The 16506-nt window shown below is 30.8% G+C and carries 14 protein-coding genes; 1 reads left to right on the forward strand and 13 read right to left on the reverse strand.

Features of this window, described 5'->3' with window-relative positions; all coding sequences use genetic code 4:
• Positions 1 to 14: 14 nt before the first annotated feature.
• The 8 genes from S100390_RS03580 to S100390_RS03615 all read right to left on the reverse strand — a co-directional run bounded on the left by S100390_RS03580 (position 15) and on the right by S100390_RS03615 (position 6144).
• Complete coding sequence (locus tag S100390_RS03580) at positions 15 to 764, reverse strand: hypothetical protein (RefSeq protein WP_070406922.1); 750 nt, start codon at positions 762 to 764, stop codon at positions 15 to 17.
• Positions 757 to 1179 carry a cell division protein SepF gene (locus S100390_RS03585; RefSeq protein WP_070406923.1) on the reverse strand — a complete coding sequence of 141 codons (423 nt, stop codon included), beginning with the start codon at positions 1177 to 1179 and terminating at the stop codon, positions 757 to 759. Before S100390_RS03585 ends, S100390_RS03580 begins: the two co-directional genes overlap by 8 nt.
• Before the next feature lie 2 nt (positions 1180 to 1181).
• Positions 1182 to 2426 (reverse strand): cell division protein FtsZ, encoded by a 1245-nt coding sequence (gene ftsZ, locus S100390_RS03590; protein ID WP_070406924.1) that lies wholly within the window; start codon positions 2424 to 2426, stop codon positions 1182 to 1184.
• A gap of 41 nt (positions 2427 to 2467) precedes the next feature.
• Complete coding sequence (locus S100390_RS03595) at positions 2468 to 3811, reverse strand: cell division protein FtsA (protein WP_070406925.1); 1344 nt, start codon at positions 3809 to 3811, stop codon at positions 2468 to 2470.
• 38 nt (positions 3812 to 3849) lie between these two features.
• Positions 3850 to 4791 carry a 16S rRNA (cytosine(1402)-N(4))-methyltransferase RsmH gene (gene rsmH, locus S100390_RS03600; protein WP_070406926.1) on the reverse strand — a complete coding sequence of 314 codons (942 nt, stop codon included), beginning with the start codon at positions 4789 to 4791 and terminating at the stop codon, positions 3850 to 3852.
• A gap of 3 nt (positions 4792 to 4794) precedes the next feature.
• The gene (gene mraZ / locus S100390_RS03605) at positions 4795 to 5226 is read right to left on the reverse strand and encodes a division/cell wall cluster transcriptional repressor MraZ (RefSeq protein WP_070406927.1); all 432 of its coding nucleotides are present in this window, start codon (positions 5224 to 5226) and stop codon (positions 4795 to 4797) included.
• A 223-nt stretch (positions 5227 to 5449) separates the two neighbouring features.
• A complete protein-coding gene (gene rpmF, locus S100390_RS03610; RefSeq protein WP_040093245.1) occupies positions 5450 to 5626 on the reverse strand; it encodes a 50S ribosomal protein L32 in 177 nt (58 codons plus the stop codon).
• Positions 5626 to 6144, reverse strand: coding sequence for a YceD family protein (locus S100390_RS03615; protein WP_070406928.1), 519 nt, complete (start codon positions 6142 to 6144; stop codon positions 5626 to 5628). Before S100390_RS03615 ends, rpmF begins: the two co-directional genes overlap by 1 nt.
• 143 nt (positions 6145 to 6287) lie before the next feature.
• On the opposite strand from S100390_RS03615, the gene S100390_RS03620 reads away from it, so the two are divergent.
• A complete protein-coding gene (locus S100390_RS03620; RefSeq protein WP_070406929.1) occupies positions 6288 to 7130 on the forward strand; it encodes a MurR/RpiR family transcriptional regulator in 843 nt (280 codons plus the stop codon).
• A 19-nt stretch (positions 7131 to 7149) separates the two neighbouring features.
• On the opposite strand, the gene pheT is transcribed toward S100390_RS03620, so the two are convergent.
• The 5 genes from pheT to S100390_RS03645 form a co-directional block, all read right to left on the reverse strand.
• Complete coding sequence (pheT, locus tag S100390_RS03625; protein WP_070406930.1) at positions 7150 to 9546, reverse strand: phenylalanine--tRNA ligase subunit beta; 2397 nt, start codon at positions 9544 to 9546, stop codon at positions 7150 to 7152.
• A 10-nt stretch (positions 9547 to 9556) separates the two neighbouring features.
• Complete coding sequence (gene pheS / locus S100390_RS03630) at positions 9557 to 10594, reverse strand: phenylalanine--tRNA ligase subunit alpha (protein WP_070406931.1); 1038 nt, start codon at positions 10592 to 10594, stop codon at positions 9557 to 9559.
• Between the two features lie 309 nt (positions 10595 to 10903).
• Positions 10904 to 14119: an ABC transporter permease gene (locus S100390_RS03635; RefSeq protein ID WP_070406932.1), complete on the reverse strand. Its 3216-nt coding sequence runs from the start codon at positions 14117 to 14119 to the stop codon at positions 10904 to 10906.
• 104 nt (positions 14120 to 14223) lie between these two features.
• A complete protein-coding gene (locus S100390_RS03640; RefSeq protein ID WP_070406933.1) occupies positions 14224 to 15759 on the reverse strand; it encodes a bifunctional ADP-dependent NAD(P)H-hydrate dehydratase/NAD(P)H-hydrate epimerase in 1536 nt (511 codons plus the stop codon).
• A 54-nt stretch (positions 15760 to 15813) separates the two neighbouring features.
• The gene (locus S100390_RS03645; protein WP_070406934.1) at positions 15814 to 16503 is read right to left on the reverse strand and encodes a M48 family metallopeptidase; all 690 of its coding nucleotides are present in this window, start codon (positions 16501 to 16503) and stop codon (positions 15814 to 15816) included.
• Positions 16504 to 16506: the final 3 nt, after the last annotated feature.

A 16506-nucleotide genomic window follows, 5' to 3' on the forward strand; every position in this document is an offset into this window, starting at 1 on the left:
ATTTCCCCTACTTTTTATGCAAATTTTGCAATTGTAATTCGATAATGTTGATTTTTGCTAGGAATAATTTCATTAATTTTAAAACGACCATACCGTCTTATTGATATTATAATATCACAAGCAACTTGAAAAGTCTTATTATTTACCACTGAAAAATTGACATAAACATTATCTGCTTCAACATAAGCTTGTGCTTTTTGACGAGATAAATTACAAATCGCACTAACAACAGCATCTAACCGTAAACTTTTAACTGTTTTCGTAAAAATCGTAAATTGATGATCAAGCACAACAGGAGCTGCTACTTCTTGCCACGTTAAAACGTGCTTTTGAATTACAATTGGAGTATTGGTAAAAACAGGAGCAATTTTAGTTAAAACGCTCAAGTAAATCATTGTTGGTGTGACATATAAATCACCAATTACCCGTAAATCTAACTGTAGCTGGTTTAAAATAAAACCCAGCAAAACATGGTGTTGCAAAATCATGGGGGTTGGCTGCGGTGCTGCTAGCACAATCGTATTATCTTCGGTGCTATTAAAACTAACCGTCTTGCGAAAACCATTAACAAATGGCGCATGAATGGTATAATCCGTTATTTTTTCTTGGCGCAAAATAGCGGTTAAAATCGCTAACTGGCGTAAGTCCAGAAAATCCGTTGCAACAATTTTTCCTTGCCGGGATTGAACACACCATCCTTTAATCTTATTAACTAAATCATAATCTTGCTGGTAATGTTGTAATAATTGGTTCTTATTAAGCATCTTTTGTAATCGTAAATTGATAAGTTTTATGTTCTAACTTTTGAACATCACCATCAAATGCATACATTACCCCGGTCATAAAATCTAACAAGCGAACACGCTCTTCTTTTGATAACTTTTCCAAATGAACAACTAACTGTCCTTTGTTCAATAATAAGTCCGCCATTTTTGGAGCGTCATTATAACTATCCGCAACAAAACCAGTGCTCATCGTTGAACTAGTTTCACTACTAGTCACGTTTCGCGCTGGTTCTGGCGCATCAAAAGTAACCTTTCGGAAAGGAACAGTTGATGCTGGAGTGGCTTGTTCTTCTTTGTGGTCAGTTTGGACAATTGGTTCAACAGCAGTGTCATTAAAATCAATGCGGGGCTGAGAATCGTAAATACTTTTGGGTTTTTTCTTAAAAATACTCATTATTATCAACTACGACGAACAAATGGTGGTAAATCATCATCGTCATCATCACTATCATTATCAGCTGAGCGATTATTTTCATTGACATGTTCTTTCCACGCATTAATTCGACGGTTTGCATTTGCCGTTTCACGACCAGCATTTTCTTGTAAACTATTAAAATAACTTGGGCGCTTACGCACAACTTCTTGATCCTCTTCGCCTTCATCAGCATCTCCACGCGGGGTTGCTTTTGGTGCAGGTTCTTCATACTCTTCCATTGAAGCACGATAATTATTTTCGGGGTTTAGAAAATTTTCATCTTCATCAAACCCTGTTGCAATAACTGTTACAATCATTTCATCATCTAAATGCTCATTAACAGCTGTTCCAAAAATAATATTAACTTCCCCACCAATTGCTTGTTTAACAATATCAACAGCATCATTCGCATCGTTTAACGTTAATGTGTTTCCACCAGTAACATTAATAATTGCATCTTTTGCCCCACGAATTGAAGCTTCTAATAATGGTGAAATAATCGCCTTGTTAGCAGCTTCAATTGCTTTGTCTTTCCCAGAACCAATTCCAATCCCGAATAAAGCATTACCTTTGCTTTTCATTACCGTTTTAATATCGGCAAAGTCTAAGTTAATTAATGATGGTACCGCAATTAAATCGGTAATTGTTTGTACTCCTTGCCGCAAAATATTATCCGCCTCTTTGAAGGAATCTTTCAATGGCACTCCCCCAATGACTTCTAATAAACGGTCATTTGAAATAATAATTAATGAATCAACATGTTTGCGTAATTCTTCCGTTCCTTGAATCGCATAACTGTTACGAGCACGTCCTTCAAAAGAAAATGGGGTCGTAATAATTCCGACTGTTAATGCGCCTTGCTCTTTTGCAATTTTTGCAATAATTGGAGCTGCTCCAGTTCCGGTTCCACCACCCATTCCAGCGGCAACAAAAACCATATCAGCTCCTTTTAAAGCTTCCTTGATTTCCTCTGCTGATTCAATCGCTGCTTGACGTCCAACATCAGGATTTGCACCAGCACCAAGTCCTTTTGATGTTTCTTTTCCTAATACGATTTTATTTTTTGATTTTGAAACACTAATAATTTGGGCATCAGTATTCGCAACAATAAATTCCACTCCTTGGACTCCAGCTTCAATCATCCTATTAACAGCATTATTACCAGCTCCACCAATTCCAATGACCTTTATTGACGCAACTTGTTCATAATTATCAAAATTGTCCATAACCTTAACTCCTCCATTTTTTTATATATATATTGTACTATTTATTTAATGTTTTGGTAATATTTTTGATGATATTGTTGTGAACCATTAAAATGTTGTTGATTAAGATTCACTAACCCTTGTGATGCCCCGTCAGGAATTGCTGGTTGGCCACTATCATCAGGTGCCAGCATTCGTCCTTTTTTATCAGGATTATTATTTAAATAGCGAATATAGCGATGATCAACTGACTGAACATTTGTTGCACTAACTTTGTTTGCTAAATGTTGATAATAAATATTCCCTAATAATCCTGTTGTTCATGTTTCTTTTGCTCCTAAAGTTGGAGAAGTATAAACCGAAATGTTGCGGTCTTTATTTAAAGCTAATAAGGTTTCTTTAAACCCACTAATTCGTAAAATTTCACCAATAACAACCATTGGATAATTATAGCGCCCTAAGCTATGTGCCAATTTTTCATTTAATGTTTCCATTTCTTCGTTTAAAACATGATTAACAATTTGTTTTAAATCATAATGGGTAAAATTTAATTGTTTTTGTTGTTGATGATCATATTTGCTATAAATAATTAAATTATCTTTACTATTATTATTTAAATTAATGATTTTATATAAATACTTTAGTGCTTGCTTATTATCACAATTTAAGATATGACGTAACCGATTAATAATTTTTTTAACTCCACCCGGAATAATAATCTGGTCACATAAAGTCTCACGAACAAAGACGTAAGCTTTAATACTGTCATAATCTCAATCAATAATTGTAATCCCGTTCTGTAAATCAACTGGCGAAGCAAGATTCCACGCAAGACTAAACCCTTCTGGAAGGATACCCATAATTTCTACTTTGGCATATTTTAAAGTAGCAAAAATACTTTGAATAATTTGTTTTTTTGTTACATAAACAATTGCCTTAATACTTACTTTATGCGCCGCCTGCCCTATTGGTGGCGCTGATAATGCTTTTTGTTCATTAAGAATGTAACGATATGGTCTAATAAAGAACGCTGTTTCATCATCTAATAACGGTACTTCTTTTGCTAATGTAATTAATGAATCAATATCATTTTTCGTAATCAGACGATCATGTGTTAAATTTAGCATTTTGGTTGAAGTTTTAATTGTCATATTATTAGCCGGAACAGTAATTGCCACCCGTTCAATTTCAATTCCTAATTGGCGATTAGCATCTTTAATTAAACTCGCTAATTCTTTTGCAACATTTTTTTCATCAATAATGATGCCATTGTCTGAAAAGCGATATTCAAGATGTCTTTTATAAAGCACTTTAATTTGTGATTCACTATAAACACCAACCATAAAACTAAAACTATAATTTTTAATTTCTAACACAGCATAGACTTCTTTTAACTTATAGTCCATTTCGTTCACCTCCTTTTAATATCTTTTTTAGTCGAATATTATTTCACCCGTTCTAATATTCGTAACTTTGCACTAGTACTGCGAGGATTAAGTGTTTGTTCATCCAACGCTGGTACAATTGCTTTTTTGGTAATAATGCGGTAATTACTTTCAAAATGTGATACCGTTGGTAATTGTTGATTAATTTCATAGTTTGGATCTTGTGTTAGAGTTTGAAAATACTTTTTAACAATCCGGTCTTCTAACGAATGAAACGAAATAACAACTAACCGTCCTTTAACCGCTAACATTGTAACTGCTTGTTCTAACGATGCTTGTAAAACTGATAATTCTTGATTTACTTCAATCCGTAACGCTTGAAAAACACGTTTTGCTGGATGTTTTGCTTTTTTTAGAACTTTTTGCGGTAAACTTTTTTTAATAATTGCTACTAATTGAAATGTTGTTTCAATTGGTTGTTCATCACGAGCAACAACAATATTTTTAGCAATAACTTTTGCAAATGGTTCTTCACCATACTCTTGAAAAACTTTTACTAATGCAGCAACAGAATAAGTATTAATAACCGTTTTAGCTGTTAATGCTTGTTGTTGATTCATTCGCATATCTAACACACTATCATAACGATAACTAAATCCCCGTTTGTCATCATCTAACTGGGGGGATGAAACACCAAGGTCATATAAAATTCCATTGACCATTTTAATTTGGCGCAATTGTAATTCAGCAGCTAAATTAACAAAGTTATTTTTAATAATTTCATAATTATGGTAATTACTTTGTTGTAGCACTTGTTGCGAAGCAACAATTGCATCATCATCTTGTTCAAAACAATATAATTTTCCAGCGGCCAAATGTTTTAAAATTTCAAGACTATGGCCAGCTCGCCCTAGAGTACAATCAACATAAATCCCGTTGGGAATAATATTTAACCCTATAATTGCTTCTTGTAATAAAACACTTTGATGTTTAAATTCCATAGCTTAAATTTTTTCCTCAAAGTTCTTCGCCGCTTCTTCCATTCCTGGTGCTTGGTCAATATAATTTTCTCAAACTTGCGGATCTCATAACTCAAGGTGATCGTTATTTCCAATAACAACAACATCTTTAGTAATACTTGCTTTATTTTGTAAAATAGACGAAATTTTAATTCGTCCAGCATTATCGAAAGTAGTTTCATCAGACATTGACATAATTTTCCGCGTCAATGCCCGTCCTTCGGGTGTGGCCTGTCCTGTTGAAGCAACTTTTTCGGTTCACTTCAATCATTCTTCTTCATTACGAACATCAATACAACCATCAAAACCAAGAGATATAAAGACTTTTTCATCTTTAAATTGCTCTCGCATTTTAGAAGGAATTGTTAATCTTCCTTTATCATCTAAAGTATGGTTGTAAGTTCCTAATAATGCCATTTTATCCCATTCTCCCCCACTTTCCTACATATTATATGATACTATTTCCCACTTTGCAACACTTTTAGTAATTTTTTTACAAAAAAGAACATTTTTTAAGTATCAAAACTTTTAATTTTCTGCCAAGTTTTATTAAGGTTCCCCACTTCCTCCCCCGTGGTTTGACTAAAAAAAAAAAAAAAAAGAATCTTTAACAAGATTCTCAGATTAATGAAATATTAAATTAATCAACTCTAACAACTTCTTTATTCTTATAATATCCACATTCACGACAAACTCTGTGTGGCTTAATTGTTGCCCCACAGTTTTTACATGCTATTAAAGTTGCCCCAACTAATTTAAAATGGGTACGGCGTTTTCTTTTTGCCTGTTTGGATGTTTTGCGAAATGGTACTGCCATTATTTCCCCTCCTTTGTCGTTTTAACCAATTTTTCGTGTAATTGTTCTCATCGTGAATCCACTTGTGTGGCCTGATATGCTGCAAATTCTTCTTCGGAAAAAACTTGCCAAGTTGAATCACCACTAATTATTTTATCACTATTTTTTGATAAATTAATAGGAATATTCATAATTATTTCATCTCACGCATATTTTATTATATCAAAGTTTTGTTCATTTAAATAATTAATATCACTTTTTTTATAAAATTTAAAACTATATTCATCGTTTCATTTTAAATTAATTGGCACCTTAAAATGTTCTAAGCTTCGTGCATCTTCCACAATAATTTCACCCTGAATTGTTGCCACAACATTAATTGCATTTAAATTTGAATGATAAGTAAGTGTTCCTTTAATAACAACACCATTAAGCGCTTTAATATTTGGTGAATAAGCTAGTAACTCATCAGCAATAATTAGCGGTGTTTCAATTGAAATTATTGGTTGCTTGATCAAATCTGCTTCTGTATAAATCATTATTTTCCCCCATTTACTATTAATTTTAACAGATTTTTTACTACAATTAATTTGATGAATAAAATTTTTTTTGGAAAATTATTGTTATAATATAACTATACATTTATTTTTAAATACTAAATGTGTAAAAATGAGGAGCCAAAATGAAAATAATAACATATGACAAAGAGAACCAGTTAACTGAATTGCAAATTCAATTAATTGAAAAGTTAAATAACGATATTCAAAGTGTTTTAGAGTTAACTATCAACGAATTAGCGGACAGTCTTTTTATTAATACATCAACATTAAGTCGGTTAATTAAAAAATTAGGTTTTGAAAATTATAGTAAATTTAAAGTGTGAGTTGCCGGAAAATATAATAATATTAAAGAATTTGATATTCAAGAAGATGACACAACCTTACATAATGTTATTGATAATATTTATAAATTACACACCTATGCTCTGGATGAAACTTATCGCAATTTAAAAATGAACCAGTTAGAACGAATTATCGATACAATTCATAATAGTAACCGCATTATTATTTGGGGCATTAGCCGTCATAGTTTAATTTGTGATAATTTAAATCTCCACTTAAATGTTTTAAAATATAATTCAACTTATTTATCAAACTATTATGCAACAATTCAAATCATTGAAACGCTTGGAGCAGAAGATCTCTTAATCTTAGTTTCTAAAAGTTTACAAGACGCTGAATATCATTTCTTAATCGAAATTGCATCAAAACGAAATGTTCAAATTATTTTACTAACAATCAACAAAGAATATAAAGGGCCCGCTAATTTACAAAAATTAACTTTAGAAAATACGGAAATTTTAAATTTTTATATTGATAACCCCCGTTATGTTTCACGTTTAATGTTAATTAATATAATATTTGGGATGTTAATTGCTAAATACCATCCTACCCATAATGAAGAATATCAAGATTATTACTTGGCAATTGATGAATGACATGAATATGTTAAAAAAATGAAATAGGTAAACCTATTTCATTTTTTTAACGAATTTGTAATTTTAGTTTTGCTAAATTAGCCTTAATTTTATCAAATTGTTGATTAACATCTGCTTCTGTTAATTGTTTTGCCATATTATTAAAAGTGAAACTAATTGTTAAAGCATGATGTTTTGGCATTGCTTTTTCATCAAAATATTGATCAATCACTTCTGTTGTGACAACATCTTTAACTTCTGTTAAAATTGTTTTTTTAATATCTTGATAACTTAATTCGTTTGGTACTCAAATTGAGATATCACGACTACTTGGTGTAAACTTATAAAGATTAGTAAAAAAAGTTCTTTTTTTAGCAGGATAATTAAAGATTACTTCAAAGTTAATTTCACCAAAATAAACTGGTGCTTTTAAATCATGTTCTTTACTATAGACTGGATGAATTACCCCAATTACTGCTAACAATTGTTTTCCTAATCAAATTTCACTGGTTTGATATGGATGATAAACATTATTTGCTGGTGCTTTTTGATAAGTTAACGCATTAAGATCAATTTGTTCACTTTCGAAATAAGCTTCTAATAAACTTTTCATATAGTAATATGAATTTGTTAGTTTTTCCCCGGTTGCTTTATTTTCAACAATTTCAGTTTGGCTAACAAACGCCCCATGATAATAACTTTCCCCATCATTTGCGTAAATCTTTTCCACGGTAAATAATTTTACATTTTTATTATTCCGTGCATTATTATAAACAACACTCTCTAATAAACTGTTTGTTAAACTTAAGCGCATTACTTCGTGTTCTTGTGATAATGGCGATAATAAATGATACGGTTTTTGATAATTAAAAAAGTTAAAATTTTCAATTTCTTTCGTACTAACTAAGGCATAAGTTTTTGCTTGATAAAAACCGTTATTTAATAAAAATGTTTCAAAATTTCGCATTGTTTTTTCATCTGGACGCTTTGCTTTTGCTAAATTAGGAAGCATTGGTGGTTGTGGGATAATTTGATCATAACCAAACAAGCGGGCAATTTCCTCAATTAAATCTGCTTTTTGAAAAATATCTGTTCTTGTTACTGGTGGCGTTACTAACAATTTTCCCCCTGTTTCTTGTAAACGAAATGCTAATGGTTCTAATAAGATTTTAATATCTGCTAGCTGAAAATTATGACCAATCAACTGGTTAATTTCAGTTAAACTAATGCTAATTGGTTCAACGGCTTTTTTATATTCTTTAATAAAATTTAAAACAGATAATTCTTCTAAAAAACCATTAATTTTTAATAAGTATAAATAACGTGACAATCCTAAACCAACTGTTGCATAACTAAGCGGTTTAATATAACGTTGTAAGTTAATATTACTAATCCCAACTTTCCGTTGTTGTTGCCGCATTACAATATGATTCAAGTGTAATGCTAAAACAGTAATCTCTTTTGTCTTAGCATTTACAGCATACATTGGATTTACCCGCACCCCAATTAATTCCACAAATTCATCACCATCAACAACAACTAAATCACCTTTATTAATTGCAAAAGTTTTATTTTCATAATTATCAGTAATTTTTAATGTTGCTTTAATTTTATCAAAATCATAAATTAATAATGGCTGTCCTGTTTCTAACGTTGTTTTAATTGCTAGATCTCCTAATGGATCAGCGCTATTTGATTGATATTCATTAATTTTTAATCATACTCGTTCGGCTAATTTTAATGGAGTTTGCTCTGCTGTTAACTTGACATTAACACTAATTGCTGATTGAACAGCAACTGAATCTAACACCACTTTTAACGGATTCTGATATTCTTTTAAATTTTCTGTTGACTCAAGTTCTAAAGGATATAATTCCCGCTTAAAATAACGAGCTAATTCCCGCGCTAATTCATAAGCGCTTAAGCAATCACTACGATTTAATGTTAAATCAATTTCAAACAAATAATCTGTTAAACCAATTTTTGCTAAGACATCATCAGCGCCAATCATATCATAAGAAACTTCTTTCTCATTAAAACTTAAAATAATCTCATCTTTTTCTTGATCTGTTAAATATTTCTCAGCAATTCCTAATTCGCTTAAGGAACATAACATTCCCTCAGAAGCATATCCTTTAATTTGGCGGGGTTCAATTTTCAGACCATTTGCTAAAACAGCACCTGGTTTTGCCACAACAGTATAACCATTTTCAGTTGGATTTTTAGCACCACAAACAATTGGGTCCACTAATTCTTGACCCGTATCAACTAAGCAAAATTTTAGATGTGTATCAGAAATTTCATTTACAACTTGAATTCGGCCACAAACAACATTACTATTACGATCAAAATTATGGGTACGTTCAACCTCAAACCCTAAACTATTTAATGCTGCAACAATCTCATCATTACTAATATCTTCAAAATCAATATATTTATTTAATCATTTTCTTGTAATAATCATCATGGACCTCCTAATCAAATTTCTTAAACTGTTCTAAAAAGCGAACATCATTCGTGTAAAAACGGCGAATATCATCAATCCCATATTTAATCATTGCAATTCGTTCAATTCCAATTCCAAAGGCAAATCCTGCTAATTCTGGATCTTGGCCACAAGCCTGATACACAAGTGGGTTAATCATTCCAGCTCCCATAATTTCAATTCATCCTGTTTGTTTACAAATTGAACAACCTTGGCCATGACAATTAACACAAGTAACATCCACTTCAACTGAAGGTTCCGTAAACGGAAAGAAACTTGGTCGTAAACGAATTTTGGTATCTTCACCAAACATTCTTTGGCAAAAATACTGAATTGTTCATTTCAAATTAGCAAAACTAGTTTGTGGAGCAATTAAAAAACCATCCACTTGCATAAATTGGTGCGAATGTGTTGCATCATCATCATCGCGGCGATAAGTGTTCCCCGTTGAAATCATCGCGATGATTTCATGTTTGCTTTTCATTTGTGAAATTGCCCGCGCTGTCATATTTGTACAATGTGTCCGTAATAACGTATTTTTAGTAATATAAAAGGTATCTTGCATATCACGCGCTGGATGGCCAATTGGTAAATTTAACCGTTGAAAGTTATATTCATCATCTTCAACTTCTGTTCCAAAAACAATATCATAACCTAACTCTTGAAATAATTGTGAAATTTCATCAATAACTTGGTTTAACGGATGTTTTGTTGCTAACGTTAAATTATACCCTGGTAATGATAAATCAATTTTTTCTTGTTCTAACATTGCCATTGCCATTGTGCTCTCTAATTCACTTTTCTTTGTTTGGCATAATTCCGTTAACGTTGTTTTAATAACATTTGCTCGCTTTCCAACAGTTAAGCGTTCTTCATGACTAATATCTTTCATTTTTTTTAAAAGATCATTTAAAGTTGATTTCTTTCCTAAATATTCCAATTGTAAAGCCGCAAGTTCAGCAATAGTTGTTGCTGCCGCAATTTTGTTAGTTGCTTGAGTAAATAATAATTCTAATTCTTTCTCCATGGCCTTTTCCTTTCTTGCCGAATGATTTATTGAGTAAGAAAAAACCTTGCTTATATCAAAAAATATAAACAAGGAGTAATTAACTTACGGTACCATCCTTTTTTACTAATAAATTAGTCTTAATTACAGTTAACGAAATTATTATCAAAATAATAATCCGGCTGGGATTAGCAGCTCTTCTTAGGTGAATTCCTAATCAACTAAGCAGTTATTTTCACCAACCATAACTTCTCTGTGTCTTAAGTTAGAAAGTACTACTCCTAATTCAACGATTTAATCTGAAATTTTATAATTATATTATAACCTATTTTATTCTGTAAGTTCATTTAGTTTACGTTTTTTTACCAAATACATTGATAATGATCACGATAGTACTAAAATGGCACTAATAATAGTTCCAACCTTGACTGGAGTTTGTCAATTTAATGGTAAATTAATAACAAACTTAAATTGGTGAAGAATAATATCGATTGCAAAGTATCACACCAGTAATGAAATAACATATGCTAATAACAACATCAATAAAACGCCAAGGACATAATTACCAATAATAATAAAGTTTACTTGCCGTGGTTTATATCCTAATGCTCGCATTGTTAAAATAATTTGACTTGCTTCGTCAATGACTGATGATGTAATTACTGCTAAAATAATAAAAATAATCATTCCATTTAAAATTTGTAAAATTAACAAGGAATCATTTAAGAGTCCCAGTCCCGCTTGTGCTAACAATTTTTGCAACGCAATCATTTCAACATTATTGGGACCAGTAAAAATACTAATATCACTGCCATCACTAGTTACAGTTTGCATAATCTTTTGTAAACTATCAGTAACATCATGGTTAAAAATATTAATTGTAAGGTTTTGCAATGTAATCTTATAATTTTGTTTTCCCGTTAATAAATTTTTTGGGTTAATTTTATCATGCACCATAATTTCTTTTGAAATTACCCCATTATATAAGTCTGGAACTGGTTGTCCATGAAAATCACGGAAAAAGTAACGAATAACATCAGCATTAACAAAAATATTACGACGAGTTGTATCATTTTTAATAATCCCTTTTACTATAATCGAAATATTATATGGTGTTGAAGTATTTTTAACGGTAAATTCATATGAAGAACCAACTTGTAAATTATTCAACCGTGCCATTTTTTCAGAAATTATAGCTGGAATTGCTACCCGACTTAAAGGGGTTGCTAATAAATTTGCAACAACTTGCTGATCAATTCCTTGCATTTGATAAAATTTAGCTCAAGTTTGCGGTTCAATTCCTTTTAAAACAACATCATTTATGACTGCTGCTTCATTAATACTTGGTGTTACTGGTAAATTAACTAATGGTAGTTCAGTTTGCGGGTTATAATATAACGTATTAAAAGTAAGAACAGTTTTAACATGGCTTTGGTCAATGATCCCCGTTCAATTAACAATGTTTTTTAATCAATCTGGTAGTGGCAACCCACCACTAGTTGATAAATCATTAATAATTTGCGTTAAATCAGCCAAATAAACTGACTTATAAATCGGTTGATAAGCAAGTAATTTCATTAAATTAGCAGCATCATGCGGATTTTTGTGAATTTCAGCAGCAAGCGTTCTAAAAGCTGCCAGTGATTTTTCTTGCTCAACTTCAACATTTGTGGTTGGCAACACCCGAAAATGGTTATTATTAACTAATTGTAATTTTTCTTCCCCACTTGGGGTTTGATATTGACTCGTCATCATTAATGTACTAGGAAATTGAAAACGATGATCAACATTTTTTTGATAAACATTACTGAATGATTGCACAATATCCCTAAAAATATCAGAAGCATTAAACTGAATAATAAATAATAAGGATGAAATAAAGAAAATAAACATTACTACTGTTCATTTAAAAAATCCTTTTAAAGTAAATGCTAATTGAATTCGAAATAAAAAACTAGTTTTTCGAAAGATATGTTTAATCCCCGTTACTAAAAAATTAAAATGTAACTTCCCAGCACCGTTAATTAACACTAAACTTGGTTTACGAAGATAACTATAAATAAATAAAAATGATAGTCCGGTAAAAAAGATTGGAATTACCAAAAACAAAATCAACATAAATTGTCATGGTGCATAAATTAAGGCAAACGGAATTAATAACCCCGAAGTATATAAGGTATTAACATACAACTGAATTGGGATACTAAAACAATAACCTAATGCAACCCCCAAGGACATTGTTAAAAAGAATTTTGTTAAAAAGACTCATGATAATTCTGTTGCGCGATAACCAAATGCTTTAAAAATTCCAATTTGACGCCTAGTCTTATTCATTTCCTTTTTCATGGTATAGTTAATAAAAATAAAACCTAAAAATAATAAAACGCTACCAACAGCACTATATAGAATAATTTGAATATTAATGTTTTGTGTTTGAGTTGCAATATAACCATCATCATAGGCAATTAATGTTGTTGTTGGATTAATATAAGCTTGGTGCAAATCATTTTTTAAAGTCAAAATTGCGCTAGCATCATTTAACTTGATTAAAACTTTTTGTCATGTTCTAAATTTATTAATTCCTAATTCACCTTTAGCATTAGCATCCGCTAAGGCGCTAAGCATTGCTGGAGTTGTAAATAAAACTCCGTACTGACGAATGTCATTATTATTTGCCGGACGTAAACCCCCACTTGTTCCTGTAATAAAATTATCTAATTTATTCCCAATGCCAACAATTTTTAAACTAAATTCTGGTTTGGTTGGAATAATGTTAATAATATCACCGATTTTAAATTTATTTTGTTCTGCAAATAAGCTACTAATAACAACTTCATTATCCGCCGTTGGTAAGCGTCCGTGGTATAACTTTAATTGATTAAAATTAACCTTCCCGGTGTTGGCTAAATTTGGAACAACAGCAGCCGTAATTTCAAAATTATAATTTGGGGAAGTTTGTTGCGTAATTGATATTGTTTCAAAAACCCCCGCTGAATATGCTGCTGGTATAGTCTGAGTTAATAACCTTGTCGCTAATTCTTTATTGTAATTATAATTATATTTTTTAAAATATAATCAGGCAATGGGATTAACACCATCAATGTTTGTCTTCGTGCCACGACTTGTTTCAATTTCATCTAGTTTATTCATAATCTGAACAAGACGACAAGTCTTTGCAAATGCCGGATTAGGTACTGCCTGACAAGTTGCTTCAATTGTTTTTCATCAAATACTATTTTCATCTAAAATTGCTTCTTCGTTTGGTCCCGTTACTTTAATTTTATGATTATTTTTATCAATAAATTCATTATGCAAATAATAATTTTCAATAAAGTTATCATTATACTCATTAGGAGCGCCAACAAAAAAATAATCTCATTTTTGCGAAGTTCGAGTTAAATCATTATATTTTAGTTTATATTGTAATGCGCCTGATAAAATTCCCGCAATCGTAGCAACAATAATAATTACAAAAAGAATTAAGCCTGCGGCTTCAATTCAGTTTTTAAAATATGATTTTAAATAACTTTTTAAAATTTGACGCATAATGTCTCCCCATTGAATTTTATTTTTGCCCTAATTTGTTTTATTAATTATATCAGGTAATAATACCATTATTTTAATTAACCACCAAGAAAAAAGACCCCATTTTATTTTGCTGGATTATAATAATCATTTTTAGAATCAATTAATTCTGCTAAAACATAACCTATTTGTTCAATAATATCTGTTGGTAACACTGGTTTTTTATATTGTGAAATTTCATCACCCGCAAAACCATGAAGATAAGTTCCAATAATAGCGGCTTCAAATAACTCATAACCTTGCCCAATTAAACTAGCAATTAAGCCGGTTAACGTATCACCCATCCCAGCAACTGCCATATAAGGATTGCCAGTTCCATTAATATAAACAATATTACCATCGGTAATAATTGATTGATAACCTTTTAAAACAACAATGATCTTATATTTATTAGCAAATTCTTTTGCAATATTTACCCGGTCTTGTAAAATCTCTTCAACACTTTTGTCAATTAAGCGTGATAATTCTAAAACATGGGGGGTTAAAACCCCACGGCCACGTAACTTACGCAATAATGGTAAATCTAGAACATTAATTCCATCCGCATCAACAACAATCGGTCCCTTATAATTATCTAAAATATAGTTTAAAGTATTATATGTTCGTTCTGTTTTACCCCTTCCCATTCCATAAGCAATAATATTAACTTTATTTGTTAATAAATCTAAAATCCGACCACGATCAGAAGAATCACAAAAAGTAATTTCCGGAGCCGTATTATTGGTTTTTCCTAATATTTCTGGTGAAACCGCTCAAATTACTAAACCAATCCCAGCATTTAACGCCATGTTTGCAACTAACGTTCCGGCATTTAAATACTCTAAACTTGAAGCAAAAATCATTAAATTGCCATAAGTTCCCTTGTGGGAAATTAGTGGTCGTGAGTGTAACTGCACACTATTACTATAAAACAAATTATTATTAACTAATTGCGAACAAATATCATTTACAGCTTGCGGATGAAAACCTAATTGTCATACCACAACTTCTCCCAAATAAGGAATAATATCATAATTAATAAATGCTGTTTTATAAGTAAAAAAAGTAACCGTTTTATTTGCTTTAATTGCAATCGTTGGAATTGTACCACGATCATTATCAATCCCGCTAGGAATATCACAAGCAAGAACATACTTTTGAACTTGATTTATTTTCTTAATAATTTCACTAATTTCTGGCGCCATTTTGCCATGATAACCCATCCCAAAAATACAATCAATAATAAATTCAGATCATAACAATATCTTATCAAGATCATCACTTAAAAAACTAATTGTTACATTAGATAAAGTCTTTAATTGCTCATAGTAATGTGCTACTTCTGGTGTTTTTGTAGCATCAAAAGTCGCTTTAGAAGCACAAATATAAACGTGGACTTTTTTACTAGCATCATAATCACTAATTAATTTTGCTAAGGCAAGGCCATCGCCCCCATTATTGCCACCATTACTGAAAATTAAAAAGTTATTAACCGTTAAATTAACATGATTAAATAATCCCTCGGCTGCTTTTGCCATTAATTTAATTGGGGTAATTTCTAATTGTTTAAAAATAAAATCATCAATATTTTTATTATCTTTTTGGTTCGTAATATAAAGCATAATTTTTTCATCTCCTTATTCAATTATAGTAAGTTAAGAAAGGAAAAACCAGTTTTAAATTCCTGGTTTTTTTAAAATTTCAACTTTTTCCTGATAATTTGGCATATATCGTTCAATATAATATCAAAATGACTTCGAATGATTATGATGAACTAAATGGGATAATTCATGCACAATAACATATTCTAAGACTGTTGGATCAAAATGAATTAGTTTTGTGTTCAAAACAATTTTTTCAGTTTGGGGATAACAAACACCTCATTTTCGAGTCATTACCTTCACTGATAAGTTTTTATAATTTAAACCCATTGTTGTTGCTCATTTATCCAATAATTGTTCAAACTTATAACCAAATTTTTGTTTTAAAAATTGATGCAACTTTTTAACATTTTCATCATAACTGCCCGCATCTTTCATTAAAAATAATTGGCGATTAATAATTTTCGTATGAACATTTTCTGTTGTTAACTGTAACGGATACTTTTCATTAAAGACAAAAACATAACCAGTTCCATCAGGATTAATCACAATTTTACGATAATTATCATGGACATCCATCACAGTAATAATTTTTTTAATATTTTTATAAATTAAAGCTTCAATTTCTCAGTCATGAGCATGACTAGGAGCTGAAACCTTAATTTTGCCATTATTAACATTTAAAACAATATTTTTTTGCTCTTTAATAATTAAATCATATTTAATTAAATTACCCTGATATGGTAGCACTTTCTGAAATGCCATAAT

The sequence above is a fragment of the Spiroplasma sp. NBRC 100390 genome, from assembly GCF_001886495.1.
Lineage (GTDB): Bacteria > Bacillota_I > Bacilli_A > Mycoplasmatales > Mycoplasmataceae > Spiroplasma.